At 68.6% G+C, this 25,349-nt stretch carries 18 protein-coding genes; all 18 read right to left on the reverse strand.

What is annotated here, in order from left to right; translation table 11 throughout:
* Nucleotides 1-123 precede the first annotated feature (123 nt).
* The 18 genes from ACZ6IE_RS11495 to ACZ6IE_RS11580 all read right to left on the reverse strand — a co-directional run bounded on the left by ACZ6IE_RS11495 (nucleotide 124) and on the right by ACZ6IE_RS11580 (nucleotide 25,332).
* The gene (locus ACZ6IE_RS11495; RefSeq protein WP_464608044.1) at nucleotides 124-1,776 is read right to left on the reverse strand and encodes a hypothetical protein; all 1,653 of its coding nucleotides are present in this window, start codon (nucleotides 1,774-1,776) and stop codon (nucleotides 124-126) included.
* A gap of 71 nt (nucleotides 1,777-1,847) precedes the next feature.
* Nucleotides 1,848-2,498: a spermidine/putrescine ABC transporter substrate-binding protein gene (locus ACZ6IE_RS11500; RefSeq protein WP_464608045.1), complete on the reverse strand. Its 651-nt coding sequence runs from the start codon at nucleotides 2,496-2,498 to the stop codon at nucleotides 1,848-1,850.
* Nucleotides 2,499-2,507: 9 nt separating this feature from the next.
* Entirely contained in the window at nucleotides 2,508-3,125 is a 618-nt protein-coding gene (locus ACZ6IE_RS11505) for a DUF6121 family protein (RefSeq protein WP_464608046.1), read from the reverse strand.
* A gap of 9 nt (nucleotides 3,126-3,134) precedes the next feature.
* Nucleotides 3,135-4,187 (reverse strand): FHA domain-containing protein, encoded by a 1,053-nt coding sequence (locus tag ACZ6IE_RS11510; protein ID WP_464608047.1) that lies wholly within the window; start codon nucleotides 4,185-4,187, stop codon nucleotides 3,135-3,137.
* Complete coding sequence (locus ACZ6IE_RS11515; protein WP_464608048.1) at nucleotides 4,184-6,982, reverse strand: transglutaminase TgpA family protein; 2,799 nt, start codon at nucleotides 6,980-6,982, stop codon at nucleotides 4,184-4,186. The genes ACZ6IE_RS11510 and ACZ6IE_RS11515 overlap by 4 nt, the downstream gene beginning before the upstream one ends.
* Nucleotides 6,979-8,310, reverse strand: a complete 1,332-nt coding sequence (locus ACZ6IE_RS11520) for a DUF58 domain-containing protein (protein WP_464608049.1) — start codon at nucleotides 8,308-8,310, stop codon at nucleotides 6,979-6,981. Before ACZ6IE_RS11520 ends, ACZ6IE_RS11515 begins: the two co-directional genes overlap by 4 nt.
* The gene (locus ACZ6IE_RS11525) at nucleotides 8,307-9,275 is read right to left on the reverse strand and encodes an AAA family ATPase (protein WP_464608050.1); all 969 of its coding nucleotides are present in this window, start codon (nucleotides 9,273-9,275) and stop codon (nucleotides 8,307-8,309) included. Before ACZ6IE_RS11525 ends, ACZ6IE_RS11520 begins: the two co-directional genes overlap by 4 nt.
* Before the next feature lie 63 nt (nucleotides 9,276-9,338).
* A complete protein-coding gene (locus ACZ6IE_RS11530) occupies nucleotides 9,339-14,639 on the reverse strand; it encodes an Ig-like domain-containing protein (RefSeq protein ID WP_464608051.1) in 5,301 nt (1,766 codons plus the stop codon).
* 129 nt (nucleotides 14,640-14,768) lie between these two features.
* A complete protein-coding gene (locus ACZ6IE_RS11535) occupies nucleotides 14,769-15,470 on the reverse strand; it encodes a hypothetical protein (protein WP_464608052.1) in 702 nt (233 codons plus the stop codon).
* Nucleotides 15,470-17,263, reverse strand: coding sequence for a serine/threonine-protein kinase (locus ACZ6IE_RS11540; RefSeq protein WP_464608053.1), 1,794 nt, complete (start codon nucleotides 17,261-17,263; stop codon nucleotides 15,470-15,472). The genes ACZ6IE_RS11535 and ACZ6IE_RS11540 overlap by 1 nt, the downstream gene beginning before the upstream one ends.
* On the reverse strand, nucleotides 17,263-18,762 hold the full coding sequence (locus tag ACZ6IE_RS11545) for an FHA domain-containing protein (protein ID WP_464608054.1): 1,500 nt from the start codon (nucleotides 18,760-18,762) through the stop codon (nucleotides 17,263-17,265). The genes ACZ6IE_RS11540 and ACZ6IE_RS11545 overlap by 1 nt, the downstream gene beginning before the upstream one ends.
* Nucleotides 18,763-18,770: 8 nt before the next feature.
* Complete coding sequence (locus ACZ6IE_RS11550; protein ID WP_077055065.1) at nucleotides 18,771-19,601, reverse strand: PP2C family protein-serine/threonine phosphatase; 831 nt, start codon at nucleotides 19,599-19,601, stop codon at nucleotides 18,771-18,773.
* A 74-nt stretch (nucleotides 19,602-19,675) separates the two neighbouring features.
* A complete protein-coding gene (locus ACZ6IE_RS11555; protein WP_464608055.1) occupies nucleotides 19,676-21,070 on the reverse strand; it encodes a hypothetical protein in 1,395 nt (464 codons plus the stop codon).
* 411 nt (nucleotides 21,071-21,481) lie between these two features.
* Nucleotides 21,482-21,778 carry a WXG100 family type VII secretion target gene (locus tag ACZ6IE_RS11560; RefSeq protein WP_077055063.1) on the reverse strand — a complete coding sequence of 99 codons (297 nt, stop codon included), beginning with the start codon at nucleotides 21,776-21,778 and terminating at the stop codon, nucleotides 21,482-21,484.
* A 167-nt stretch (nucleotides 21,779-21,945) separates the two neighbouring features.
* The gene (locus tag ACZ6IE_RS11565; RefSeq protein ID WP_464608056.1) at nucleotides 21,946-22,785 is read right to left on the reverse strand and encodes a hypothetical protein; all 840 of its coding nucleotides are present in this window, start codon (nucleotides 22,783-22,785) and stop codon (nucleotides 21,946-21,948) included.
* The gene (locus ACZ6IE_RS11570; protein WP_464608057.1) at nucleotides 22,782-23,447 is read right to left on the reverse strand and encodes a hypothetical protein; all 666 of its coding nucleotides are present in this window, start codon (nucleotides 23,445-23,447) and stop codon (nucleotides 22,782-22,784) included. Before ACZ6IE_RS11570 ends, ACZ6IE_RS11565 begins: the two co-directional genes overlap by 4 nt.
* Complete coding sequence (locus ACZ6IE_RS11575) at nucleotides 23,444-24,064, reverse strand: hypothetical protein (protein WP_464608058.1); 621 nt, start codon at nucleotides 24,062-24,064, stop codon at nucleotides 23,444-23,446. The genes ACZ6IE_RS11570 and ACZ6IE_RS11575 overlap by 4 nt, the downstream gene beginning before the upstream one ends.
* Nucleotides 24,061-25,332 carry a hypothetical protein gene (locus tag ACZ6IE_RS11580; protein WP_464608059.1) on the reverse strand — a complete coding sequence of 424 codons (1,272 nt, stop codon included), beginning with the start codon at nucleotides 25,330-25,332 and terminating at the stop codon, nucleotides 24,061-24,063. The genes ACZ6IE_RS11575 and ACZ6IE_RS11580 overlap by 4 nt, the downstream gene beginning before the upstream one ends.
* Nucleotides 25,333-25,349: the final 17 nt, after the last annotated feature.

Here is a 25,349-nt window from a genome sequence, read left to right on the forward strand (position 1 = left end):
GAGTTGTGAACCCGAGCAGACCCTTTCGGGCACGGTTCATGGCACGACAAAGCGCACACCCCTGCAATGTTACGCGGCAGGGGTCGGGCGGTCAAGCCGGAGCGGCAACCCTCCGGGCCCCGCTCAGCCGCGGGAAATCGACGAGACGAAGGTGGCTCCGTCGGCCGTGATTTCGGTGATGTCACCGTTCACGAACACGGGGATCGGACCCGCCGTGGCCGTGCCGGTCGCACCCGACGCGTTGTCGCGAATGTCGGCCGTCAGGTTGGCCTGGCCCGTCGCGCCCGTCGACACGCGGTATCCCGTGCCGTTCCACTCGCCGATCGTGAACGTCGGCCGCGGTTCGAGCTTCCACGTCGTGTTCGTGTAGGTGTAGGCGGGGTTCTTGCCCGTGGCGTAGAAGGAGCAGCCGGCAGGGTCGAACTCGGTGGATGCCTGGCAGGCGTCCAGCCAGGCGTTGACCGCGTCGTTGGCCTTCTGCGTTCCCGCATCCGTGAGCGCGACCGTGAGATCGGCCGAAGGCGCTGCGGCCGAGCCCGTGAAGCCCTCGACCGTGACCTGCTGGGCCTCGACGGAATAGAACTCGTTGTCCTCGGCCAGGCCGACCTCGTAGGTGCCCGGGAGTGCGCGCAGGGACTCGGCTCCCTCGGGGATCGCGATGCCGCCGACCGCAGGGGCGACCGCTGAAGGACCCGTCATGCCGACCGTGATCGTGCCGAGCGGCACCTCCTCGAGCGCCCACTTGTCGAAGAAGATCGCATCCTTGCCGTCTTTCTGCAGCGTGAATTCTTCGGTGAGTTCGGTGTCGCCCTGCGTGATCGTCGCGGTGACGGTGGCGGTGTCGCCGGATGTCGTGGTGCGGCCGATCTCATAGGCGGACGGGCGGTCGGCAACCTCGGCGTAGGCCTTGTTGGTGAGGAGGACATCCGCGTCGGCGTCGACCTCAGTGCCGGCCAGCTTCAGGGCCTCGGCGGCATCCCCGTCGACGAGCGCGTCGAGGTAGGCCGTGACCTGGTTTTCCGGGGCGTGTGCCGCGGTTCCCACGGAGTATCCGACGATGCCGCCGGCGATGAGCAGGATGAGGACGACGACGGAGGAGATGATGGCGATGATGGGGCCGCGGCGGCGCCAATTGCGCGGCGTTTCGGCGCCCGACTGCCCGGACGGGCCGGAGCCGGTCGGCGGGATGGGGCCGGTGTAGGGCGTTCCCTGCTGCTGCGCGGCGGCGGGCTGCTGAGCGGCCGGGCGGGATTGAGCGTTGGGGTATTGCTGTGGAGTCGTCGGTTGCTGTGCGCCGTAGTTCTGTGGCGGCTGCTGCCCGGAGCGCTGCTGCGAGGGTTGAGCGGGGTACTGCTGGGTCGGCTGGGCCGGGTATTGCTGCGTCGGCTGCTGCTGGTTCGGCTGTTGCGCGGGGTATTGCTGAGCCGGCTGGGCGGGCCACTGCTGCGTCGGCTGCGGCTGTTGAGCGGGCTGCTGCTGACCTGGCTGCTGGGCCGGGTAGGGCTCGCGGTTCGGCTGCTGACCCGGGTACTGCTGCGACTGCTGCTGCGCGGGATACTGCTGGGTCGGCTGGGCAGGGTACTGCTGGGCCGGCTGCGCCGGGAAGGGCTGGCCGGGACGCTGTTCGGCGGGGTTCTGCTGCTGCGGGTGCTGTGCCGAGGGTGTGGGGTGCTGAGCCGGGGCGGATGCAGCGGGAGCACCGTTCGCGGGCATCGGGGGGACGGGCGGGAGCGGCGGGCGCTCGGGGCGGTTGTCGTCGTCGGTCGGCTGCGTCATGGTGTCCCCCGGGATGTGAAATGAGTTGTTGCTGGAAGTTTAGTGACGCCTGAGTGTGGCTCGAGCATCCATCACCATTGCGAAGGTGGGGCGTCGAGCTCGAGGCTGAGATCGGAGAGGAGCGCGGCGACCTGCGGTTCGACGTAGATCGCGATCGCGCGCTCGATGCGTCCGCGGTGCTCGGCCATGGCGATGCAGACCAGTTTGCCGGCGTGGATGGCGCATTCGTCGGCGAGGCGGATTTCGGTGCGCAGGGCGACCTTCTCCTCGTCGGAGAGCGGCGGGGGCGGAGCCGGGGGCGCTGCGGTCTGCGGCGTGTCGAGGTCGGCGAGGCCCGCCAGGGTGAAGAGGTAGGGGGCCGACGGGTCGGGCTCGGGGTCGAGAGGAAGGCCGTCGTATTCGGGCTCGAGACCGTGATCCGGACGGTAGGTGGCTGCCTTCCGCCGCTCGGCCTCGGTCAGCTCGTGCTTCAGGAGGGGCAGGTTCTTGTTCGTGTAGTCGTCGACGATGTCATCGACGATGGCCTTCACGCGCGTCGAGAGACCGTGCTGCACGGCGTGCGGGACATCGTGGTCGAGGCCCGCGGCCACCATGACGGGCGAACCGAAACAGCGGCGGCACACCCGCGTGCGGCCCGTGTGCGTGGACGGGTGCCAGCGGGGCAACCACTTCAGCCACGCGTCCACCGCCTGGCTGACACGCGTCTCGAGCGACCGGTCCATGACCATACGTTACCCGCGATCCCGTTCCCACGGCCAGAGCGGGCGGCGCGGATGTTCGCCACCCACGATCACGAGGATCGCGAAGACCAGCGCCACGACGAATGCGGACAGGCCCGCGGCGAGGGCGAAGGGGCCGAGGAACGTGTCACGGGCGAAGATCACACCCGCGAGGATGCTGCCTGTCGTAGCCGCGTAGAGGACGGCACCCGAGAGGGCGTAGACGAGGTAGGTCGCCAAGCCGGTCAGGACGGCCCAGCCGACGGGCACGCGGGAGGAGTTGGCGGCCGGTGGGCGCGGAGCCGCCGGAGACGGGTTCGAGGGCGAGGAGGGCGGCGCATCGAATGAGCGGGCGTCGGGAGCCGGAGATGAGGAGGGTTGCACGCCGAGGGGTGGGTGGGCACGGAGGGCGGCCGCACGGCGGAGGAGTGCGAGGAGCACGGCGGCTAGGGCGAAGGCGACCATGGACGGGCCGACGAGGGGGCCGGCATCCGGTTCGTCGATGACCTCGAGGTCGGTGAAGAGGCTGATGAAACCGAAGGCGCAGACCACGAGGGCGAAGAAGGTGATGCCCGCGAAGACCGCCAGAACGATGGGGTAGCGATTGGACTCGCCGGACGGGGTGGACATGGCTGCGCGTCAGCGACGGCGGATGTGGACGGGGTACTCGCCGAAGCGCAGGGACTCGTCGTCGGCGATGGGGGTCTTGACACCGGGGTCGACGAAACGCTCGGCGCCCGTGGCGGAGATGAGGGATGTTCCGTTCGTCGACTCGAGGTCGATGACCCAGAGGCCCGCGGAGTCGAGGCCGACCGCCGCATGGGTCTTCGAGACACTGCGCTGCGTGTCATAGAGGCGGGCCCGGGCCGTGATGTCGAGGTGCGACTGAGGCTGCGGGTCGCGGCCCAACAGGATGCCCGTGACGAGGGGCACGACCTGGCCGTCGGGGAGTTCGAGTTCGATGGCGGCGGCCGACGTGACGCCGCGGGCCGGGGTCGGCGGGGCAGGTGCGCGGTGTTGGGCTGCGTCGGGGTCCGCGATGGTTCGGGATGCCGCGGTCGGCGTCGCGGGAGCCGGAGGGGTGACGGGTGCCGGGGCGGGAGCGGGAGCGGCCGCGGGCACGACGGGAGCCGGGGTGGGGAGTGCGGAGCCGGCGGCGGGAGGTGCTGGCGGGGCTTGGGCGGGCGTCACCGAGGATGAGGCATCCGTGGGCTGGGCGGGAACCTCGGGCGTCGCGGGCGTCGACGGGACCGCTGGAGGCGCGGACGGCGCGTCGTCGGCGGGCGTCGGCAGAGGGGCCGCGCCGATGGTGCCGGGGTTGCGGGAACCGGGGGCGACCGGGATGGTGCCGCCCGTGATGCCGAATTCCGGCTTCAGAACGGGGATGGGTTCGCGCGAGAAAGCGGTCTGATCGGTTCGGGGGGCCGCGACGCCCGGGGGCAGGCCGATCTTGCGCGCCGACGGCTGCTCGGTCGGTCGCTGATCCGACGACGACGACGACGACGGCGGCTGCTGCGACGGCGCCGGTTGTCCGCCGGTGTGCGAGACGGGAGGGAGGGGCGGCGCGGGCGGAAGCGGCGGGGGCGGCGGAAGAGGCGCGCCGGGAGGGGCCGGTTCGGAACCTGAGGCACCGGGCACGGGCGGGAGTGGCGGGCGGGGCGGGATGGCAGCATCCCAGCGTTCGTCGGTCATTGCTGCTCCCCCTTCTGCTCGGGCTGTTTCGGTGTCGGTCGATTGCGTCGGAGGCGGTTCGGCTTCGACGCGGGCTGCTGCGTCGCCGAGTGTGCGCCCGGGTTTTGGTTCGGGTTCGGGTTCGGGTTCGGGTTCGGCCGTGTGGATGCCGCAGAACCCGAGTTTTTCTTCGACGCGCGTCCTACGCTACGCCGCGCGGGAGTGGGCGCGCCACCCGTCGTCGGCTCGGCGGCGGTCGAGCGGGTGGAACGTTTGGGCTTGTGGCCCGGGGCGGTCAGGCGGTCGCTGACGCGGCGCTTCGAGTTCACGCGGAAACGGCTGCGCTGACGACGCCACCAGCCGACGGCGGAACCGGTCGATCGGATGCGGCGGTCGGTCTCGCTCCAGATGGCGTCGACCTCGGCTGCGGGGACATCGACGCCCGCGAAGACGGCGCGGTCGGCATCCCGGGCGACGGCGCCGAACGAATCGCTCGCGGACGACGCCGCCGGAACGGATGGCGAGGCCGGAGCAGACGGCGCTGCCGGAACGGACGACGGCGCCGGAGCGGACGGCGAGGCCGGAGCGGACGATGATGCCGACGGCTGAGAGGACGACGGCACGGCGGCGGCCAACGCGGCGGCCGTCGCGCGACGCGTCATACCCTGCGGCACCTCGATGCCGTACTCGGCGTGGCGGTCGAGGAGTTCGTCCCAGGCACCGGCGACCTGACGGTCGGGGGTTGGCGCGTTGCGACGACGCTTCACGCGGCGGCGCTTGATGGCCATGACGATGAGGAACGGGATGAGGTAGGCGAGGATCGGCACGGCGAGCGCGGCGGCGAGACCGTACATCCACGTGGGGACGACGATCTGGTCGTCCTTCTTCTCGTCGTTGCTGTCGTCGATCTCGACGTTGGTGAGCAGGTCCTCGTCGCGCTTGTCGACGCGCGGGGGCTGGCGCACCTGCGGCTGCGGTTCGGTCTTGGGCTTCGGGTTCTGGTCCTGCGGGATCTCGGTCTCGTCCGGGGTCGGGTCGAACTGCACCCAGCCGACGCCCTCGAAAGGAACCTCGACCCAGGCCGTGACGTCGTTGCCCGTGACCTTGGTGGCACCGTCTTCGGAGACGTTCTCGGGCGCGAAACCCATAACGACGCGCGCGGGGTAGCCGAGCTGACGGGCCATGAGCGCGAACGCCGAGGCGTACTGCTCCTGGTCACCGATCAGCTGGTTGCGCGTGAACAGCTCCTCCATGCGGTCGGCACCGTGGCCGGCACGCGAGGTGGCCGTGTCGCTCGCGAGACCGTGGCTCAGATATCCGCTCGTCTTGAGGTTGTTCTCGATGGCGCGCAACTTGCCGATCGGGCTCGTGGCATCGCCGACGAACTCGTTGGTCTTGGCCTTGACGATGCTGGGCACGCGCTGCACGGCCGGCAGGGTGACCGAGGCGACGGGCACATCGGCGAGGGCCTCGTCGGAGGGCTGCGTCTGCAAAACGGACTGCAGGTCGTAGGTGAACTTGGGGCCGATGCCCGATGTGACGACGGCCGTGGCGGTGTCGGCGTTGAAACGCAGGTCTTGCGACTTGTCGGGTGTCTCGGGCAGTTCGAGGCCGGTCGGATAACCGACGACGGGCAGCCACGGGCCCTGATAACCGGTGACGGCGACGTCGATGTTGCGCGAACCCTTGGCCGTCAACAGCTCGGGCGCGGGCAGTTGACGCGAGACGAGCTGGAACGATCCGGAACCGTCGGTCTGCACATCGGCGGGCGCGAGCTTCCAGAGTTCGCCGTCGTACGTGTCCATGGTGGCGAGGCGCAGCCGGTCGCCCTTCTCGAGGCCCGTGACCTCGAACAGGTCGGTCTCGGCGAGGGTCTTGGTGTACTGCCGGAAACCGCTCAGCGGGCTCGGGTACTCCTCGGGGTCGAAAGGCGGCTGCACGTGTTCGCGCACGACGACACGATCGGCGGATGGCGGGGTGAGGAAGCCTGCACCCAGCCCGGCTACGAGGGCGGCGGCCAGGACGACGGCGCCCGTTCCGAGCAGTTTGGTGCGGACGAGACCGGAACGGTCCTGCAGGCTCACGTTCTCGGCCGAGCTGCGGCGCCAGCTCAGCCACACGAGCGCGATGGCCGCGAAGACGATTCCGCGCGCGGCGGCGAAGAAGGGGCGCTCGGTGCCGATGACGACGCTGAAGATGTAGAGCGCGGCGGGGCCCGAGAGCAGCACGGCGAGGCGGCCGGGCGTGCGGTCACGGCGCGGCATCCAGCGCAGGGTGAGGATGGCCGTGACGAGGCCCACGAGCCACGCGGCGACGTAGGGCAGCACGTTGATGTACTCGGGGGCACCGACGGGCGGGGCAAGGGTGAGGATGTCTCGCCACCCGAAGACCGCGCCCAGGGCGAGGGAACGCAGCGTGACGAGCGTGGGCAGGACGCCAGCGATGGCATCCGCCGTGACCGCGAAGGCGCTGCCGAAGACGAAATAGCCGACCAGGGCGAGGAGCGCCGTGAGGAGCGCGTTGAGGCGCCAGCGGTGGGAGAGGTAGCCCGCGGCCGTGCCGACGAGGAGGCCACCGAAGGCCGCGAGGAGGTACCAGTTGTCGCTGAAGGCGGGTGCGAAGCCCCACAGGCCGATGAGGCTGAGGAAGGAGACGACGCCGAGGTCGCGCCAGGCGAGCGGCGTGACCGTGCCGCGCGGGAGGGGCGGGCGAGGTGCTGCGGATTGGCGGCGCGCGCGGGGTGGGCGTCCACTACCGGCCGTCGGCGGGGTGATGCGCGAACCATCCCGATTCGGCTGAGGGAATACGCCGCTCATACGGCCCTCGCCATCACGCGCGGAAGGTCGGTGAGAGCACCGATCGAGATCACGCTGAGGCCCGCGACATCCGTGAGCCGTGCCTTGTGACCGAGCGCCACCGCGATCGCGATGACGTTGGTGTCGCCGCCGAAGAGGCGCTGCACGGAACGGTAGTCCGAGGCATCCATCAAGGAGCCGGCGACGATGACGACGACGCTGGGCGGGGGCAGGCGTTTGGTGGCCTCACGGGCGAAGGTGCGCGCGTTGCCCGTCTCGCCCTCGAGGGGTTCGATGCGACACGAATCATCCAGGATCGACACGACCGAATGCGTGCGCAGCTGCAGCCCCTCGGTGACGACGCTGATCTGGGTGCCGTCGCGGATGACCTGCGAGGCGATCGACGCCGTCGCCGACACGGCCAGCTCGAACTCGTCGTCGGAGGCGTAGTAGCGGCGGTCGCGCGAGTGCACGATGGTCAACTGGCTGCGCCGAGACTCCTCGAATTGGCGCACCATGAGCTGGCCCGTTCGCGCCGACGAACGCCAGTGCACGTAGCGCACATCGTCGCCCGTCACGTAGTCGCGCAGCGCGTGGAAGGAGATGTCGTTGTTGGTGATCTTCTTCGTGATCTGACCCTCGAGGTCACGCACGAGGCCCGCGGCGGTCGGGTGCAGGCGCGTGGTCACGGGGTGCACGAAGAGTTCGATGGGCTCGGTCCACTTCACGACGCGGCGGAACAGCCCGAGTTGGTCGCCACGCACCGAGACGGCGGGGCCCGCATGGATGACCGCGCGGCGGTTCGTGGGAACCGCGAACAGTTCCTCCGTGTCGGCGTTGGCGGCCAGACCCGGGATCGCGAACTCGGCGAGGCCGCGCCCGACGGGCAGCTCGAGCGTCGTGGCGGTGGAGCGCTTGTCGCCGATGTTGGTGACGAGCACGCGGCCGATGGCCCGCTCCCCCACGGTCACGCGACGCGGGTTGAGCTCGATCTCGACGCGGAAACGTGAGCGTCCGAAGAGGAAACAGGCGGCGACGATGCAGGCGGCGGCCAGCGTCGCACCGACGATGAGCAGCTCGGCCCAGCCGAAGACGGCACCCACGACGAGCGCGGTGGCCGCAGACGCGAGGACGAGCCATCCGAGAGGCGAGACGACCGCGAGAACCGGTCGCACGTAGCGCCAGGCCCAGAGCACCCACGACGACACGACACGCCGCAGCGGTTCGGTCCGGCGGGCGACGACGGCCGACGACCGGCCGAATGCCCGCGCGACAGAGCCCCCGGCCTGGCGGAGGCCGTCCAACGGCACGCTCAGGCGGGTTTTCGTCGGACGGACGGTTTCGCTCATGCGGCGCGGTAGGCCGGGGCGGGCAGGTCGACGACGATGCCCGCGATGATGTCTTCGGCCTTCACACCGGCGAACTCGGATTCGGAGTCCACGATGAGACGGTGCGCGAGGACGGGCACGGCGAGTTCGGCGACGTCGTCGGGCGTTGCGTAGGTGCGGCCCTGCGACAACGCCCACGTCTTGACCATGCGGGCGAGCGAGAGGCTGCCGCGCATGCTCACGCCGAGCGCGATGTCCTTGTGGTCGCGCGTGGCCCCGACGATGTCGGTGATGTATTCCATGACGCTGCGGTCGACGTGGACGTCGGTGGCGAGCTCGGCCATGGCGATGAGGGCGTCGGGGCCGATGATGGGCGTGATCTTCGACGCACGCGAGCGGTTCGCGGCATCCATCAGCAGGTCGACGGCGATGGAGCGGTCGGGGTAGCCGAGCGTGGTCTTGATGATGAAACGGTCGAGCTGGGCTTCGGGCAGCTTGTACGTTCCGGCCTGCTCGACGGGGTTCTGCGTGGCGATGACCATGAAGGGGCGGCCGACCGGGTAGCTCTCGCCGTCGACCGTGACCTTGCCCTCCTCCATGACCTCGAGCAGCGCGCTCTGCGTTTTCGGCGAAGCGCGGTTGATCTCGTCGGCCAGCACCACGGAGGCGAAGATCGGGCCCTTGTGGAACTCGAACTGGTTGAGCGACTGGTTGTAGATGGTGACGCCCGTCACATCGGAGGGCAGCAGGTCGGGCGTGAACTGGATGCGCGAGTTGGTGCCCTCGAGCGTGTTGGCCAGCGCCTTGGCGAGCACCGTCTTACCCGTGCCCGGGAAGTCTTCGAGTAGCACGTGACCCTCGGACAGGAGCGAGGCGACGATGAGCTTGATCACGCCCTCCTTGCCGAGGATGGCGCCGCCGACGTTCGTGACCAACGAATCGAACGCCCCGGCGAACCACGTCGCCTGTTCCTGACTAACGCTCACGTTTTGCTCTCTCTTCTCGGGTTAGAAATGCTGCGGGTGCTACTCGGGCCGACGTGCGAATCGCTACCAGACCGGGCGGTTCGACGAATCGATACCGTCCACCGTCACCCAGTGCTCACCGGGGTTTCCGTTGTAACAACCCGCCTGGGTGGACAGGTTGCCGTTGCCATCGGTGACGTAGGCCGGGGAGCCCGGGCGGGGGCCCTGCGACGTGTGATACCAGTCGCCGCCGGCGCCATCGGCACCACGGCAGATGACCGTGACGCGCTTGTTCGGCGGGAAGTTCTCCAGCGTGAAGGCGAAGTGGTAGCCGGTGCCCGAGCCGGAGACGGCCTTGATGTCGCCCTTACCGGACGTCACCTTCGGACCAGCGGGGGGTGGCGGCGGTGGCGGCGGCGGGGGCGGCGGTTTGGTCACGACGGACGCACCATTGCTGTTGGGAGACCAGGGGCTGCAGCCCGCCTGCGCGTTACAGGCCTGGACGCGTACCGTGTAGCTGCCTTCATTGACGGCACTTGAGGTCGCCCGGAGCCCGGAGGTCTTGCCCGAGCCACCGGCGGGACTGAACTCGTAGTTGTAGGTGACCGCAGCGCCACCATCGTCCCCGGTCTTCGGCCAAGTCGCCGTGAGCGTCGAGGGCGCGTAGCTCTTATCGCTGTCAGCGACCAGCTTCGGCTGTCCCGGCGTGGCCGGCGTGCCGTAGGATGTGTCCGACTTCGGCGGCGATGCCTCGCTCGTGCCGACCTTGTTGGTGGCCGTGACGGTGAACGAGTATTGCTGGCCATTCTCGCCCGCGAAGCTCAGCGTGCAGGGCGCGGCCGTCGGGCACGTCTGAACCGTGCCACCGGGCGTGCGGGTCACCGTGTACTTGGTGATCGGCGCACCGTTGCTCGAGGGAGACGGATTGACGCGCACGGTGATGTTGCGCGGGCTCGTCGACGTCGCGGGAGCCTTCGGCGCATCCGGTTCACTCATGACTGTGACAGATACTCGGCCTTGAGCTCGCCTCGACGGGTCCTTCGTTGCATCTTCGACGGTATACAACACGCTGATCGTCTGCGCCTTGTCGGGGCCCGGAGTGACCGTGATGTTCTCGCCCTTGACCGCTGCCTGGGCGTTACCCGTCTCGACGGCCGCGTCGACGATGGTGAGCGGCTTGCCGTCGTTGCCGAACGGGTTGAAGTCGTTCTTCAGCACGTTGATCGTCACGGGCTTCGACGGCCGCGCATCACCTTCGGAGTCCCCGACGGCCGACGGGAGGGGTCTGGTCGATTTCACCACGCGCACCGTGACGGTTCCGGGCACCGTGAACTGTTTGAAGGTCACGTTGAACGACAGTGTGGTGGATGTTCCCGGCTGCACTCCGAACGGTGCGCTTACCGAGATCGTGTCACCGTTCAAGACCGGTTCGATACCGCCGGACGCACCCGAGAGGCCGCTGTAGGTCATCTGCGGGATGAGCGAGGGGTTCGGGTGGTTGGTCGCCGCGCGCAAGTTGACCGTCTGCGCGGGTTCACCCGCCTCGATGGGAATCTCTTGCGCGATGAACGTCGGCGCGATGTCCTCTTGGTTCGGGTCGCCCACCGTGATGGGAAGCGTCAAGATCTGGTGGCCGGTCGACGTGCCGTCCGAAGCCTCGAACGTGATCGACGCGGGGCCGCGATAGTCGCGACGGGGCGTGAACGTGAGCGTGGTGTCATCCGGAGCATTGCGGCCACCGGCGCTGTTGGTCGACGAAACAGTGTTCACATCCAGGATGCGGATGGCTTTGCCGCCGGGCGAGTAGGCGACGTCGGAGAGCTTCCACGTCCGGGACTCGTTCATGGGCACGATCTGCTCGGCCAGGTTGGGGCGCAGCTCGGGCGGCATGCCGTCGGAGAAGGGCGGCACGACGATGAACGCAGCCGTCGAGAGCTTGTCGGTCTCGTTGGTGAGGCGGTAGGCAATGGCCGCACGCGTGTCGGTGAGGGTGACGCGCACCTGCCCGTTCGACAGCAGCTCGCCCTGGCCACCATTGGGGCCCTCGAGGGAGATTTTCAACTCGTCGTTGGTGCCGCCGGGGTTGCTGGCGCCCTCTTTCACGTCGATGTCGACGGTCTTCTTGTTGACGACGTCTTTGGCTTCGACGATGTGGTCTTGCACGATGGGCGGTTGCAGGCGCGCCGCGGTCGTGACGCGCACCTGGATGAACGCGTTGTCTGTTCCGCCGTGGCCGTTGTTCATGGCGTATTGCACGCCGAACGTGCGCTCTTCGTCGGGCGCCTGGATCTCGACGTTGGCGCCGGACACCTTCGCCTCGATCTCGGCAGGCACCTCGACCAGCTTCTTCTCGAGTTTCAGCTCGTAACCGTTGGGGTCGGAGTCGTTGGCCAGCACGGGCACCGTTACGACGCGACCCGGCTGCACCTCGACGATGTCGTCGACGGCTTTGGGCGGCGAAGCTTCTGCGGGGCGCGCGATGACGCCGATGTTGACCGTTCCCTCGGCGGTTGCGCCGTACGTGTCTTTCACCGTGTAGGCGAAAGTGTCGGTTCCGCTGGTGTTCTCGAACGAACGGTAGGTGATGCTCGTCGATGTGGAGTCGATGACCGTGCCGAGGGTGGGCGGGTTGGTGAGCCCGTCGTAGACGACCGAGTCACCGTCGGGGTCGAGACCGTCGAGCGGGATGTTGATCGTCACCGTGGCGCCGCTGAAGACGCGCGCGTTGAGCGTGCGCGGCGAGGGCTGGGAGTTGTTCTTCTCGTCGGGCGCGACGACCGTGAAGGTGACTGTCGCGACCGCGGTCTGCTGGAACTCGTCGGTCACCTTGTATTGCGCCGTGTAGGTGCCCGCTTCGGCCGGAGCCTGGTAGCGGACCTTGTTGTCGGCCACGAACGCGAGCCCCGCGCTCGGCGCCTGCTGCAGATCGGGCGCGACCTTCATGACCGTGTTGTCGGGGTGCACGTCGTTGTCGAGCACGGGCACCGACACGATGTCGCCCGCCCGCACGGTGATCTGGTCGTCGGCGGGGATGGGCGCCTGGTGTTTCTGGAGCGGCGGGATGGGCACGACTGTGACGGTCGTGACGGCGTCTTGCGTGCCATCCGAGACCGTGTAGCTGAACTGCAGCTGGCCCGTGACGGCGGCCGAGGTGGTGACGCGGATGACCTGCAGGTTCAGCACCTCGACGGACAGCTGCGCGGCGACCTCGTCGGGCACGTCGACCGACCGCACGGCGAGCACGTTGCCCGAGGCCGAGACGTCGTTCGTGAGCACATTGATCGAGGTCGGCTCATTCGGACGCAGATAGCCGATGTCGCGCACGGCGATGGGCTTCTGCGCCTGGGCCGGCTTCTCGTTGACCTGTACGCGGATGATTCCGGGGCTCGACTTGCCCGCGGCTCCGACCGTGTACTTGATGTAGAAGGCACCCGGGGCGCCCGAGAGAACGCGGATGCTGTCGTCATCCGGGTTGACCGAGGTCTGCAGGCCGGCCGTGATCGACTCGGCCGCGAGCAGGTCGAGCTTCTCACCCGAGGGCGAGACGTCGTTCTCGAGCGGGAACACGTCGGCGGGCTCGCCCACGAAGGTTTCGATGTAGTCGGGCGTGCCGACGGGGTTGAGCGAGTTCGGCGGCTTCACGTCGAGCACGAATTTGCCTTCGGCGCTGGCCGTGCCGTCGCTCACGACGAACTTGATGTCGCGCGTGCCGAGCTCCCCGGAGGTGTGGGTGACCGTGATGTAGCCGTCGGGCGAGAAACGCACCTGGTCGCCGGCATCCGAGGCCGCCTGCTGCAGGTAGATGTCGTCGCCGTCGGGATCGCGCCAGTCGGTGAGGGCGTTGTAGGTGACGCTCTTGCCCGATTCGACGGTCGTCGCGGCTTCGCGGTTGGTGATGGGCGCGGCGTTCTGGTCGGCCGCGACGAGCTTCACGTTGACGTTCGCTTCGGCGACACCGCCCGGCCGACCGTCGGAGACCGAGTAGCGGAAGGATGCCGTCGCCCCGGCGCCCGCGCTCGGGTTGGGGGTGAACTGCAGCGCGCGGCCGCCGTCGATGGTGTCGAGCGTGCCTGTCTCGGGCGGGATGGGGTCGTAGTTGTTGATGACGAGCACGTCGCCGTCGGGGTCGGTGTCGTTGTCGAGCACGCCCAGGACGGTCGATTTGCCGGGGCGCGCGCCGAACTCGTCGTCGCGCGCGAGGGGCGGCCGGTTCTGCTCGGTGCGGTCGGCGATGGTGTCTTCGAACGACTGCGTGGATGCTTTCTCGTCACCCTCTTCACCCTCGTCCTCTTCGGGCGGGGTGACCTCTTCCCAGTTCTTGACGAGGCGCATGTTCGAGTCGACGAGCCAGACGTCGCCCGACTGGATGTTGTTGAGCGCGATGACGTTGCGGTTGACGCGGAAGACGAGGCTGGCTCCCTTAGAGAGCGGCTCGACATCCTGAACGTCGGTCACCTTCGCGTCACACGCGGCGATGTAGCGGCTCGCGCCCGCCCAGGCTCCGTGGATGCAACCGTTGAGATTGACGGGCGCCGAGACGCCCTTGGGGTCGCTCACGGGCGTGGTGATGCGGGCTTTGATGGTGCGTGTGTCGCCGCCGTCGAGGGGCACGTCGATGAGCGTCGAGCCGGTGGCGACGACGACGTTGCCTGCCGTGGCGCTCGGCTGCTGCACCTTGAGGGCCGTGTCGGGCAGCTTGAGCGGCTTGCCCTCGCCCGTGATGATGCGGTTCTTGTCGGTGTCGAGCAGCACGGCCTCTTCGCCGGCGGCCGTGAGCTGGAAGTCCTTGACCGCAGGGATGGTGGTGACGATCGGGTCTCCGCCGTCGGCCTTGTAGGTGTAGAGCTTCTTCTTCGAGGGCGAGACCGCGAAGACCGTGCCCTCTGAGGAGACAGCGGCCTGGGCATCCCTGCCGAGCTTGGCGATCGATTTGGTGTCGGTGATCGAGAAGTTGAGGCCGTTCTGGATGTCGGTGATCCAGAGTTCGCCGTTCGACGGGTCGAGCACCGAGAGGCGTGTGTCGCCCAGCGCGATGGATGCTGCCGGCGGCAGTTCGGCACGTTCGACGAGGGTGACGTTGGCCGGGTCGATGCGTTCGACGGTCGAACCCGAGCGGTCGTGCATGAGCACGTTGTCGCCGTTCTGCAGCACGTCGATATCGTTCGAAACCGTGGCGACCGAGGCATCCAGCTCTTCGATCTGGCGGTTAAGGCGGCCAGCGAGCAGCTTCTGCCCGTTGGTGACCCAGACGTCTTTGGCCTGCAGCTCGACATCGGTGACGGGGAAACCCTGGTGGATGATCGCGGCCGTGACGGGCACACCGACGAGGACCGAAACGGCAACGATCGACGCGGTGACCTTACGGCCGCGCAGCCACGTTTTCATGCCCATATTCGTTCGCCCCGCCCAAGGAGATATTCACTCGCGTATCGAATCATGTGTGCCCAATGTGATGACACCCGAAAAGGCCACATCAGCTCACTTAAGTTAGCACGCACTTCTGTGGCCCCCGCATCAGGGGTTGTCCTGCTGTGGTCGGTCGAGTAGCACGAGGTCTTCGGCGTCGACCAGGCGGCTCGAAACCGCGTACTCGACGAGGCGAGCCCGGCGGCCGGTCGCCAGTTTTCCGCGGCCTCCGCGCAGCCCGCGCACGCCGATGCGGTCGAGCTTGTCGCAGACGTTGTCGAGCTTGCGATTGAACGCGGTCTGCGTCCATCCGAGTCGCGCCGCCGCCTCTGACGACGCCGGGATCTCGCCACGACCCGGGGATGTCTGCCGCAGCACGTTCTCGGCCAGCGCCACGATCAGCAGCCGCTGCGAGGTGGTCAGGTGCACGGGACCGACCGTCGTCGTGCCGGCCTGCATGGTCGTCAGCGACGAGGTGCCGAAGAACTCGGCCTCGGAGTGGATGGTGAACTCATACGTGGTCGACCCGGCGCTGAACATGACCATGAGCTGCGGGAACACGATGGGCAGGCGGGCACCGGGAGCCAACCAGGCCTGCACCTGCCCGGTGGTGTCGGTGACGGTGGCCGAGAGGAGGTTGCCCACGTTGGACAGCCACCACAGGCCGTTCTCGCTCGAGATCGACAGGAACCGGCGGTGCAGGAACGGGTTCTCGTCGATGATCAGGTCGGATTCGCGGCCGACGAAGAAGGGCTGGTCGGGCGTGAGGTCGTACCACTCCCCCACGAATTCGATACGCGGCGGCTTCATCAGCTACACATCTCCGTGGGTTCGAGCGACAGTTTTCCGCCGCGGTTGATGCTGACCTCGATGCACACCGTCTGGCCCGGCTGGACGCCCTCGATGACGGCCTCGGTGTTGGGCGTCGAGATGGGGTCGGTGGCGGGGCCGTCGGTGCGCTGCCAGACGTAACGGTCGCCCTCTTCGCCGTCGGGGTTCGACCACGTGAAGGTGAGCGCCGTGGCGTCGCCGTTGGGCGTGATCGCACCGGCGACGGGGCTCGGGATGCCGACCGTGTCGATATCGCTCGAGGCCTCTGGCGTGGGTTTGGCCGGGCCCTGGGCCGGCGGGGCGAGGACGATGGCTGCCGTGACGGCGGCGGCGAGCACGACCGCTGTGCCGGCGGCGGCCCAGATCGGCCAGCGCTTGCGGGGGGCGCGGGTCGCGTCGGGGTCGGCGCCGCCGCCCGAGGCCTGGCCAGAATCCGTGTCGGCGGCGACGCCGGGCTCGGCGATGACGCGCGGGCGGAGGACGGTGTTCTCGCCGAGGGGACGCGCGGGCGCATCGGGGGTTCCTGCGCCGGGGGTTCCGGGTGCGGGGGCCGCGGGCATATCACCGGGCGTGATGCGCGGACGCTTCGGCTCGGCGGTGCGCGAGACCGGTGCCCGACCGGCGGCGGGGGTCGCCTCCGCGGGCTGCGCGTCGACCGGCGTGACGCCGCGGATGACCGTGGGGTCGGCGGCGGGTGTGGGGGTGGGGGTCGGCGCCGCGGGAGCTGACGGTGCCGCCGATGCGGGGGTGCGCGGGCGGTCCTCGGGCTGCGCCTCGATGGTCGACACCTGGCGAATGCGCGTGGCGTCGCCGTTCTCCTGCTGCGAGTCATCCGGCCGCTGTTCGACGATCAGGTTGGGAACGTCGATGGGCGTCGGCGAGTAGGACAGCTCCATCTCGACCCGCTGCAGGGCACGCGCGAAGTCGACGGCCGTGGCGTAGCGGTTCGACCGGTCGACGGCCATGCCCTTGTTGAGCACGGCGACGAGCGAACGTGGAACGTCGGTGCGGTTGAGGGGCGTGATCGTGCCGCGCTCGATGCGCCCGATCAGGTCGACCGTGCCGTTGGGTTTGCCGGGCACCTCGAAGGGGGTGTGGCCGGCGAGCAGCGTATAGATCGTGGCGGCGAGCGAGAACACATCGCTGCGGACATCCGGCTGCGGGCGTTCTTCGAAGAGCTCGGGCGGGCACCACGGGATGCTCATGCCCACCGTGCCCGTCGACGTGGCGCCCTGCGGTGCATTCACGGCATCGGCGGCCTCGTGGGCGGGCAACTCGGTGTCGACGGCCGAGGAGATGCCGAAGTCGGCGAGCGCGGGCCATCCGTATGCATTCGTGAGCACGTTCGCCGGCTTGATGTCGCGGTGCAGGATGCCGGCGGCGTGGGCGGTTGCGACGGCGCTCGACACGCGCACCCCCGTGCGGAGGGCGTCGACGACACTGAACTTCGCTCGTTTGTATTGTTCGGCGAGGGAGGGGCCCGCGCAGTACTCCATGACGAAGTAGGGGCGGCCGTCGTCGGTCACGGCGGCGTTGTAGATCGTGACGATGTAGGGGTGCGCCGAGAGCTGCGCCATCAGGTTGGCCTCGGCCACGAACGCGCGACGGGACTCGTCGGTCGTTTCCTCGGCCGCCAGAACCTTCACGGCCACGAGGCGGCGGGGCAACTCCTGCTGGTAGAGGTAGACGTCGCTGAAACCGCCGGAACCGAGCACGCGGTCATAGACCAGGCCGGCGAGCCGCGGCGGGGCGGCGACGGGACGCTGCGGCACTATGCCTCCGCAATCGTCAGGGTGATGCCGCTGCCGAGGTCGACGACCGTGCCCACGATCACGGGCGTCGGTTCGCCGCCGCGCAACGACAGCGGGGGCTTGCCCGGCTGGATCACCTGGGTGCCGTTCGACGACAGCAGGTCGGTGACGACGACGGTGCCGCCCTCCACCGCGATGCGCACGTGATTGCGCGAGATGTCGTCGGCGCTCAGCGTGATCAGGTGCGGAAGCACCGAGGCGGGAACGTTGGAGACGCTCGGCGCACGGCCGATGATGACGGGGGCGTTGAGTTCTTGCGAGCGGCCGTCGGGCAGCACGAGCACGTAGCCGCCGGAGCGGTGGGCGTCGGAATCGGCGCCCGGGGCGTCCGCTGCGGATGCGCCGGCGCGGGCGCGGCTCTCCTCGCGGGCCTGGCGGATGTCGGTCGAGAACACCGTGCTGCCGTCGTGGTCGCCGGCTGCGACCGTGGGCGTTGCGGCCGTGGCTGTCGAGGATGCGGGGACGCTTGCCGAGGCGGGAGAGCCCGTGGCTTCGCCGTCCTCCTCGTCCTCCTCGGCGACGGCGGCCTGACCGACCGGGCGGAAGATGGTGGCACCGAAGAGGTAGTCGTAGCTGTCGGCGTCAGAGGCGGGGCCGGCAGGGCTGGCGGTGTTGGCCGCCGAGCTCGCCGTCGTCGTGTGGAAGACGCGGGTCTCCTCGACGGGGGTTGCCGGCACATCGGAGTCGGCGCTCTCGGCCAGGTTCGCGTCACTCTCGGCAGGGTTTGCGGCGCTCTCCGCGGGGCTTGCGGCACTCTCGGCCGGGCTTGCGGCACTCTCCTCGGCTGAGGTCGATGAGGCCGATGAGGTCGATGAGCTCGCCTCGGCCGCGGCGTTCGCGGCCACCTGCTCGCGGCGACGCGCGCGCGTCGGCACGATGACGGTCGCACCGTCGATGGCGTCGTCGACTTCGGAGAGCTGAGCCACGGCCTGGGCGGCGGCTTCGGCCCCGCGAGCGCCCGAGAGCGCGGAGGCTGCGGCATCCGTGGCCACCGACGTCGCCCAGACGGCTCCCCCGGTGAATGGCAGATCGAGAGGGGATGTCGCTGCGCCGCTCGCTGCTGCGGCGCCATCGGTTGCGGCGCCCGTCTCGACCGTGAACCCCGTCGCGCCGTCGACCAGCTGCTCGCTCCAGGTCATGAAACCGCCGGCCACGACGCGCACGTCGCCACCGTCACTGTGCACGGTGACCTCGGGCGTGCCACGCACGATCACGCCGAGGCCCTTGCCGCCCATGTCGCCGTCGACCCAGAACAGCAGAGCGAATGGCCCCGTCGACTCGAGCCCCTGAGAGGACAGGATGTCGACGAGGTTCGACACCGACGTGCCCGCGTCGAGCACCGCCAGGCAGCGTTCCGCGCGCGCGGCGTCGCCGTCGATGCGCGCCAACAGCAGTCGCCCGGTCGCTGCGACGACCAACCAGTCGCCCGCCGATCCAGGCGTGTAGAGATACCCCGTCATCGTGTCCCCTAAAGCCTCGGAAGGGTCTTCTCGAGATAACCGAGTGACCGATTTTCATGATATCCCGGGCCCGGCGGCGTGGGGTCGAGCGTCGTCGCTCGCACCACCAGCACGGTCACGTTGTCGCGGGCGCCGTTCTCGATCGCCAAGCGCAGCAATTCGCCCGCAGGATCGTCGGCATTGGTGGCCAGCACGGAGCGGATCTTGTCGTCGGAGACCTCACGTGTGAGGCCGTCTGAACAGATAAGGAACGTTTGTTGACCCGACGTGGGCAGCAGCCAGACGTCGGCATCGGCATCGGCATCGACCCCCACGGCGCGCGTGACGACGTTGCGTTCGGGATGCCGCTCGGCTTCGTCCGAGGTGATGCGACCCTGATCGAGCAGCTCTTGCACGGCCGAATGGTCGACCGTGATCTGCTCGAACTCGCCGTCGTCGAGCAGGTAGACACGGGAGTCGCCGATGTTGAAAGCCATCCAGTGCAGGTCGGTTTGTGCCGAGAGGGTGACGAGGGCGAGCCCGGCCACGGTCGTGCCGGCAATGCCGACCTCTTCGGACCACGACGCGATCTGGGCGTTGGCGGCCGTCAGCGCGGTGAAAACGGCTTCGGGACTGGTCGCGACACCGGGGCGGATGCTGTGAGCCAACGACTCGACGACGGCCCGACTCGCCAGGTCCCCCCGCGTGTGCCCGCCCATGCCGTCGGCGACCGCGAAGATCGGGGCTTGGGCGAAGAAACTGTCTTCATTGATCTCGCGCACGCAGCCCGTGTCGCTGACACCGGTCACCGTCACGGTGACGATGCGCTTCGCTGAGGCGATCGTGGATTCTCGGGCCATCACCCCCTCAGCCTAGGGGTTTGGCGGGCCGACGCGATGGGGACTTCTCTCCATGCGCCTCACCTCTGCCTGCGTCAGCGGACGACGGCGTAGTCGGCGCTCGTGCCCATGCCGGTGAGGAACGGCGCTGCCGACGCGGTGAAGGCGCCGACGGTCGCATCGTCGTTCGCGACCAGCTGCCGCGCGAAGGCCGCGTAGCGCAGGGTGTTGTGGGCGCCTGCGATGCCGGGTGCCGCGGTCTCGCCCTCGAGCCGGGGCGCGTCGCCCTCGAGCGTCGACCACGTTGCGCGGCTGGGGTTCGAGCGGCCGTCGAGTTTGGGCACGGCATCCTGCGTCAATTCGAGCGACAGCACCGAGACCGTCTCGGGAATGGCGAAGCCCGCGATGGGCGCCCCCGCCGTGAGGATGTGCGTGACGGTGAAGGGGAAGTCGGGGTCGGAGACGAGCTGCGCAGCCGTGATGCCGCCGAGGCTGAAGCCCACCATCATCACGTGATCGGTGGCCGTGATCCCCGCCTCGGTCATGGCAGCCGTGACCGCGCGGCCGAGCGCCGTCTGTGCGCCCGACATGGCCACGACATCGGCGACGACATCGTTGGGGTGGCTCGCCGCCATGGGGTCGATGAAGCTGCCCTGGGTGGAGGGGATCTGCACGGTCCACGCCCCCGAGTCGAGCCGGGTGATGCGGATGTCGGCGAACGAGGTGCCCCCGCGCAGGTCGATCTCCTGCTGCACGGTAAAGAGCGACCCGAAGTCGGATGCCGGCTGCGGGGTGGCCGCGATCGGCGAGACGATTTCGGCCGCCGGCGAGGTCGATGCTTCAGACGCGGTCGACGCGACCGTCGACGCGGAGACGACCGACGTGAACCCGGTCGGGCCGGCCGCAGCAGCCGTGACCGCCGCGGACGCAGCACTGGCCAGGCCGGCGATGCCGGGGAACACGCCCTGCAGGTTGGCGTCGACGAGTGCGCGATCAAGAACGGGGAGGAGCGCCACCGAGGGCGCCGTGCCGCTCTGGCCCGTCCCGGCGTCGCCGAATGCGCCGAGAAGTGAGCCGATCGACACCATCGCGGCGGCGATGCGGGTGGCACCGAATGCGGTGGCGCTGTGCACACCGCCACCTTCGGCAACGGGCTGGACGATGCTGGCGCCGACGAGGGCGAGACCCGCGGGGCCGAACAGGGTCATGGCAGAGGAACCGAGCAGGGCTCCCCCGTTGGCGGACACCCACGAGAACACCCCTGCTCCTTCACCCGTCAACACGTTGATGTCGGCGAAGAGCGATGCGGCCACCTGCTCTCCGGCGAGGGCGATCGCGTCGGCCCGTGAGACGCCGACTCCCGCGCCGAGGCTGGCGACCGCGATCAGGGTCGGCAGCGCAACCGTTCGGGGGTGACGCAACACCCGAGCGATGCCGCGGCCGCTGGCTCTCGCGGCGGCGGCGAGGGACTCGGTGAGGGTTGCTCGCACGCCGTGGAGGCTGAGCTCAGGGCTGCCGAAATCGGGAAGCGCGAACCGCAGGGTCGACCGTGACAGCCCCCTCGATTCGCCCGCGTGCGACACGTGGCACTCTCTCCCCTAGGCCCGGTGGTGCGTTCGGGCATATCTGACGGTGTCCCCGGCTGGACGCAGACACGGATGTCGGCACGACTACCGCGCGCCTTCGCCCGGGATGCTCGTGTCGCTCGACCACTTCACTGCACCCAGCCTTCTCCGTCAGACAACCACATTCACCCGCGCGCGCGGCAGGGAGTATTACCCCCAATTAGGGTACGTTTTGCGCGTTTACGGCGTGTCTGTCCTCCAAAAGGAGGACTCCCGACCCCCTAAACGGGGGCCGGGAGTCCGGGAGTAGAGCTTGCCTCACAGCGAGGCGGGGTGTTAGCCCTTGATGGCGTTGGCCAGCTCCTGGTCGGTGTTCTGCAGAGCGTCGGCAGCCTTGTTCAGGTAGTCGGACAGACCCTGGATGCCCGAGACAGCCTGCGTGGCACCGGTCGTGAACTGCGTGTAGGAGTCGTGGAAAGCACCCGACGCCGCGTCGGTGACGAAGCCCGACGACACCAGGTCGCCGACCAGACGCTGCAGCTCGTTGAGCTTGTCCTCGAGGGCGCCCTTACCGGTCGACAGCTGGCCGGCAGCGGTCTTCAGGTCACCGTAGGTTACGTTCAGGTTTGCCATGATGTGTCCAATCGGTCTCGGCCATCCCCACTGGATCGACCTTACGCATTCAAACTAACAAGGCCGTCGGCGGAAGGCGATGGGTACCCCTCCCCATGTGGACAACTTTCGGTCATCCAGCCTGGGGAGAACGATCCAGCGGGCCGACCCGGAAGGTCGAATTCGCCTCAGTTCGAGGTGGGGGCGACGCCACCCACGAGCGACTCGGCCGCCGTGAGCCTGCGGCCCGAGCGCCACGAGTTCGCCGCGATGACCAGCGCCACGACCAGGGCGAGAGCCGCGCCGATCATGAGCGGCGTCACATAACTAGGGACGCCGTCGGGATCGGCGAAGGCATAAGGCAGCAGACCGAACGTGCCGACCGCGAGGAACGCGAACACGAGTTCGAGCCTGGCCTGGTAGGACAGCAGAGCGAAGAGCGCCTCACCGCGGGCCGGCTGAACCGGAAGCCCCTTGCGTGGGCCCTTCTTCGCGACGTCGAGGCGTCCGAGACGGGCCGCGCGGTCATAAAACAGCGCTTTGACGAACGACGCGACCATGACCCCGAACGCGCCGGCGGCGAGCACGGCGTTCGCGCCGATGACGTACCACATGCTCTCGGGCGAGCCGTATTCGGGTGTCTCGTACGGGTCGCCCGTCGCAGACGCCCAAAGGGGCACGAAGACGATCGCGGCCCAGGAAAGGAGCGGCACCAGCATCCACAGGACACGCGAGACGTAGCTGCGCCGCGAGACATCGACACGGTTCGTGCCGAACCCCAGCGGGCCGCCCGCTTCGGTCTTGATGCCCTGCCGCGAGAACTCGGCCATCAGGATGGCTGCCGTGCCGAGAACGAGGAACAAGAACTCGAGGCCGATGATGCTGTTCTGCGTCCAGAAGCTGCCGCCAGGGAGGTCGTAGACGGACCCTTCGTTCCACCACGTCGTCGTGGTCCAGAGGAAGAGGCCGACCGTCAGGAGCGCGAAGAACGCGCCGACGGCATAGGCGATGGCGACACCCCGTGTCACAGAGCGGCCTGTTCTGCCGTTTCGGCCGCCGCGGATGTCTGCACCGAAGGGGCCGACGTCTCCGCCGACGTCAGGCGCACCGAGTCGATGACGAGATCGAACAGGTCGACGTAGTTCTCGGTGCGATCCACCGTAGGCAGATCGACGAGGAAACGCAGCATGCGCTGGGCTCCCGGGTCGGGCACGACATACGTGATCTTGAGGTGCGGAATCTCGTTCTCGCCCGCGCGCACCGACGTGACATAGGCCGTGCGCGCCGTGGGGCCGGGGCCGGCGTCGAGCACGGTGGCCTCGGGGAACACGCGCCCGAGGAACAGGGCAAGTTCATTGTTGTCGGCGGGCAGCACGCTCTCGTCGCTGTCATCCGGACGCTCGACCACGTCGACGGTCAGCGAGCCGGGGAATGGCATTCCCGGCACGAGCTCGAGCCACAGCGAAAGGCCCAGGATGTCGGTGGCGGACGCGTTCTCGGCCAGCTCCATGAGCTGGTTCTTGGCGTCGCGACGCACCCGGGCGAACCGGTCATCTCGGCCGACCTGCTTCTTGACCAAGGCCCGCACGGAGCGCTCGGTCTCGGCCGGATCATGCAGCGGGATGTTGGCCCACGTGCCTGGAAGCACGATCGTGAACTTCGCCGACTCCGAACCGAATGCCTGCGTCATGCGTTCTCCTTCAATTCGACCGACACCGTGGAAGCGATACTCCACGTCTCGGACGGCATGTCCTCGAATGTGCCGAAGTCGGCAGTCGTGAACGTGAATTGGACGAGTTGCCGAGTGCCTTCGACGAAGACGGCATAGACCGCGCGCTCCTCGACCCACGCATCTGCTTCGCCCGGTTCGCGGGCCGACAGCACGTGCACCACTCCGACGGCGGGCCCGGCGGCGCATTCGAGTTGCCATGACTGCACAGCCAGGTTCTGCTGACCCGGTTGGCCCGCAGCGAGAGCTTGGCGAGCGAACTGCTCGTAGGACTCGGGGGTGTCGTCCTCGTCGAGGTCGCGCACGGCGTGCACCACGAGCGCCCCCACTCGGAGGCCGCCTTCGGTGCGCACGAGCACGGCGGCCGAGGTCAGGCCGTCGCTCTCCTGACGCAGTCGCTCGACGAGGCCCGTGACGTCGTCTCGAAACAGCGGCACGTTGACATCGTCGGCGTGGCCCACGTCATCCAGGATGTCCTGAGCGACCTGTCGTGGCGAAACGGCTTCGGTGAGGTCGAGCGCGTACCACTCCGCCGGAACGTCGAAGCGGTACGTCTCGATCTCGGTGAACCCGCTCATCGAGAGGGCACCAGCACGGGCGCCTCACCCTTGGACGCCTGCTGCAGGATCGACTCGGGCTTGAGCGTCACCTTCTGGTCGTTGGGGTCGAAGGGGTTGTTCGTCAGGGTTTCGAACTTGCCGGCGAGGCCGCGGTATTCCATAACCGCCAACGATACCGTCAGCGTTTTGGGAATGGCACCGCCGTTGCGCACCATGTCCGCGTAGATGTCGGGCGACTTGAGGCCGAGCGGGTTCGCGGCGTACTCGGCGAAGTTGGTCTTGGCCTGCGAGGCGAAGCCCGACGGGGTGAAGTGCGACTTCGAGAGCGGTTTGAACGTGCTCGTGAAGGCATCCTTCCACGTGATGTTCTGCTGGCGGGCCAGCTTCGCCGCGCTCGACTTCGAGACCCCCGTGAGGCCCTTGAACTTCGACTTGCTGATCGTCGCGAGCGGCTTAGCGAGGTTGGAGGCCTTCATCGCCTTGCCGAGGATCTTCATGATGCCGGGGGCGACGACCGCGAGCACGAGGCCGACGACCGCGAATGCGAGGTCACCCCAGGTTCCGGTGCCGTTGACGAGATTCATGATCGCGTCGATCACGGCGACGAGCGACGAGATGATGGCGATGGCCACGAGGATCTGGCCGAGGATCGGCACCCAGGAGAGGAAGATGGCGAGCACGCCGGCGATCTCACCGATGGTCTTGACCACGTCGACGAAGTTGTCCCAGCCCGAGTTGTTGAGCTTGCTCTCTTCGATGGCCGTGTCGATCTTCGACCGCGCGGCCTCGGCGGCGGCCTTCCAGTTCTCATAGGCCGTGTCGTAGGCGGCCTGGGCGCTGGCGGCGCTGGCGTCCTTCGTTTCGGCCTGGTCTCGGAAGAAGTCGGCCCACTTCTGGTCGCTGGCCTGGTCGGGTCCGGGCGTCGCCGCCTTCTGGGCATACTCGTCTTGGCGGGCGCGCTGGTTCTCGGCCGCTTCGGCAGCGCCAGCTGCATCGAGGATGGCCTTGTCGGCGTCGGCCTGGTACTGGCGCAGCAGCGGGGCATACTCGGCGAGCGCGTCGGCGGTGCCGCGGTAACGCACTTCCGCGTTGTCGATGGACTCCGCAACCTTGGAGGCGTCCTCCCGCACCGCGTCGATGGCCTTCGACGTCACATCGGAGAGGCTCGCCACGCGGGTGAGCTTCTCGTTGGCCGTCTTGATGGCGTCGGCCACGCCACGGTAAGTCGCGGCGCGCGCCTCGATCACGTCGGGGTCACCGGGGATCGGCTTCAGGTCTCTACTCATGATCTTCTCTCAACCGC

The organism is Okibacterium sp. AC114 (genome assembly GCF_979253355.1).

What these genes read in the sequence shown, in the direction of transcription:
- ACZ6IE_RS11580 (WP_464608059.1), bottom strand. Translation starts at nt 25,332, where the DNA reads ATGAGTAGAGACCTGAAGCCGATCCCCGGTGACCCCGACGTGATCGAG.
- ACZ6IE_RS11545 (WP_464608054.1), bottom strand. Translation starts at nt 18,762, where the DNA reads ATGACGGGGTATCTCTACACGCCTGGATCGGCGGGCGACTGGTTGGTC.
- ACZ6IE_RS11530 (WP_464608051.1), bottom strand. Translation starts at nt 14,639, where the DNA reads ATGAAAACGTGGCTGCGCGGCCGTAAGGTCACCGCGTCGATCGTTGCC.
- ACZ6IE_RS11575 (WP_464608058.1), bottom strand. Translation starts at nt 24,064, where the DNA reads ATGAGCGGGTTCACCGAGATCGAGACGTACCGCTTCGACGTTCCGGCG.
- ACZ6IE_RS11495 (WP_464608044.1), bottom strand. Translation starts at nt 1,776, where the DNA reads ATGACGCAGCCGACCGACGACGACAACCGCCCCGAGCGCCCGCCGCTC.
- ACZ6IE_RS11560 (WP_077055063.1), bottom strand. Translation starts at nt 21,778, where the DNA reads ATGGCAAACCTGAACGTAACCTACGGTGACCTGAAGACCGCTGCCGGC.
- ACZ6IE_RS11510 (WP_464608047.1), bottom strand. Translation starts at nt 4,187, where the DNA reads ATGACCGACGAACGCTGGGATGCTGCCATCCCGCCCCGCCCGCCACTC.
- ACZ6IE_RS11550 (WP_077055065.1), bottom strand. Translation starts at nt 19,601, where the DNA reads ATGGCCCGAGAATCCACGATCGCCTCAGCGAAGCGCATCGTCACCGTG.
- ACZ6IE_RS11500 (WP_464608045.1), bottom strand. Translation starts at nt 2,498, where the DNA reads ATGGACCGGTCGCTCGAGACGCGTGTCAGCCAGGCGGTGGACGCGTGG.
- ACZ6IE_RS11535 (WP_464608052.1), bottom strand. Translation starts at nt 15,470, where the DNA reads ATGAAGCCGCCGCGTATCGAATTCGTGGGGGAGTGGTACGACCTCACG.
- ACZ6IE_RS11505 (WP_464608046.1), bottom strand. Translation starts at nt 3,125, where the DNA reads ATGTCCACCCCGTCCGGCGAGTCCAATCGCTACCCCATCGTTCTGGCG.
- ACZ6IE_RS11515 (WP_464608048.1), bottom strand. Translation starts at nt 6,982, where the DNA reads ATGAGCGGCGTATTCCCTCAGCCGAATCGGGATGGTTCGCGCATCACC.
- ACZ6IE_RS11570 (WP_464608057.1), bottom strand. Translation starts at nt 23,447, where the DNA reads ATGACGCAGGCATTCGGTTCGGAGTCGGCGAAGTTCACGATCGTGCTT.
- ACZ6IE_RS11520 (WP_464608049.1), bottom strand. Translation starts at nt 8,310, where the DNA reads ATGAGCGAAACCGTCCGTCCGACGAAAACCCGCCTGAGCGTGCCGTTG.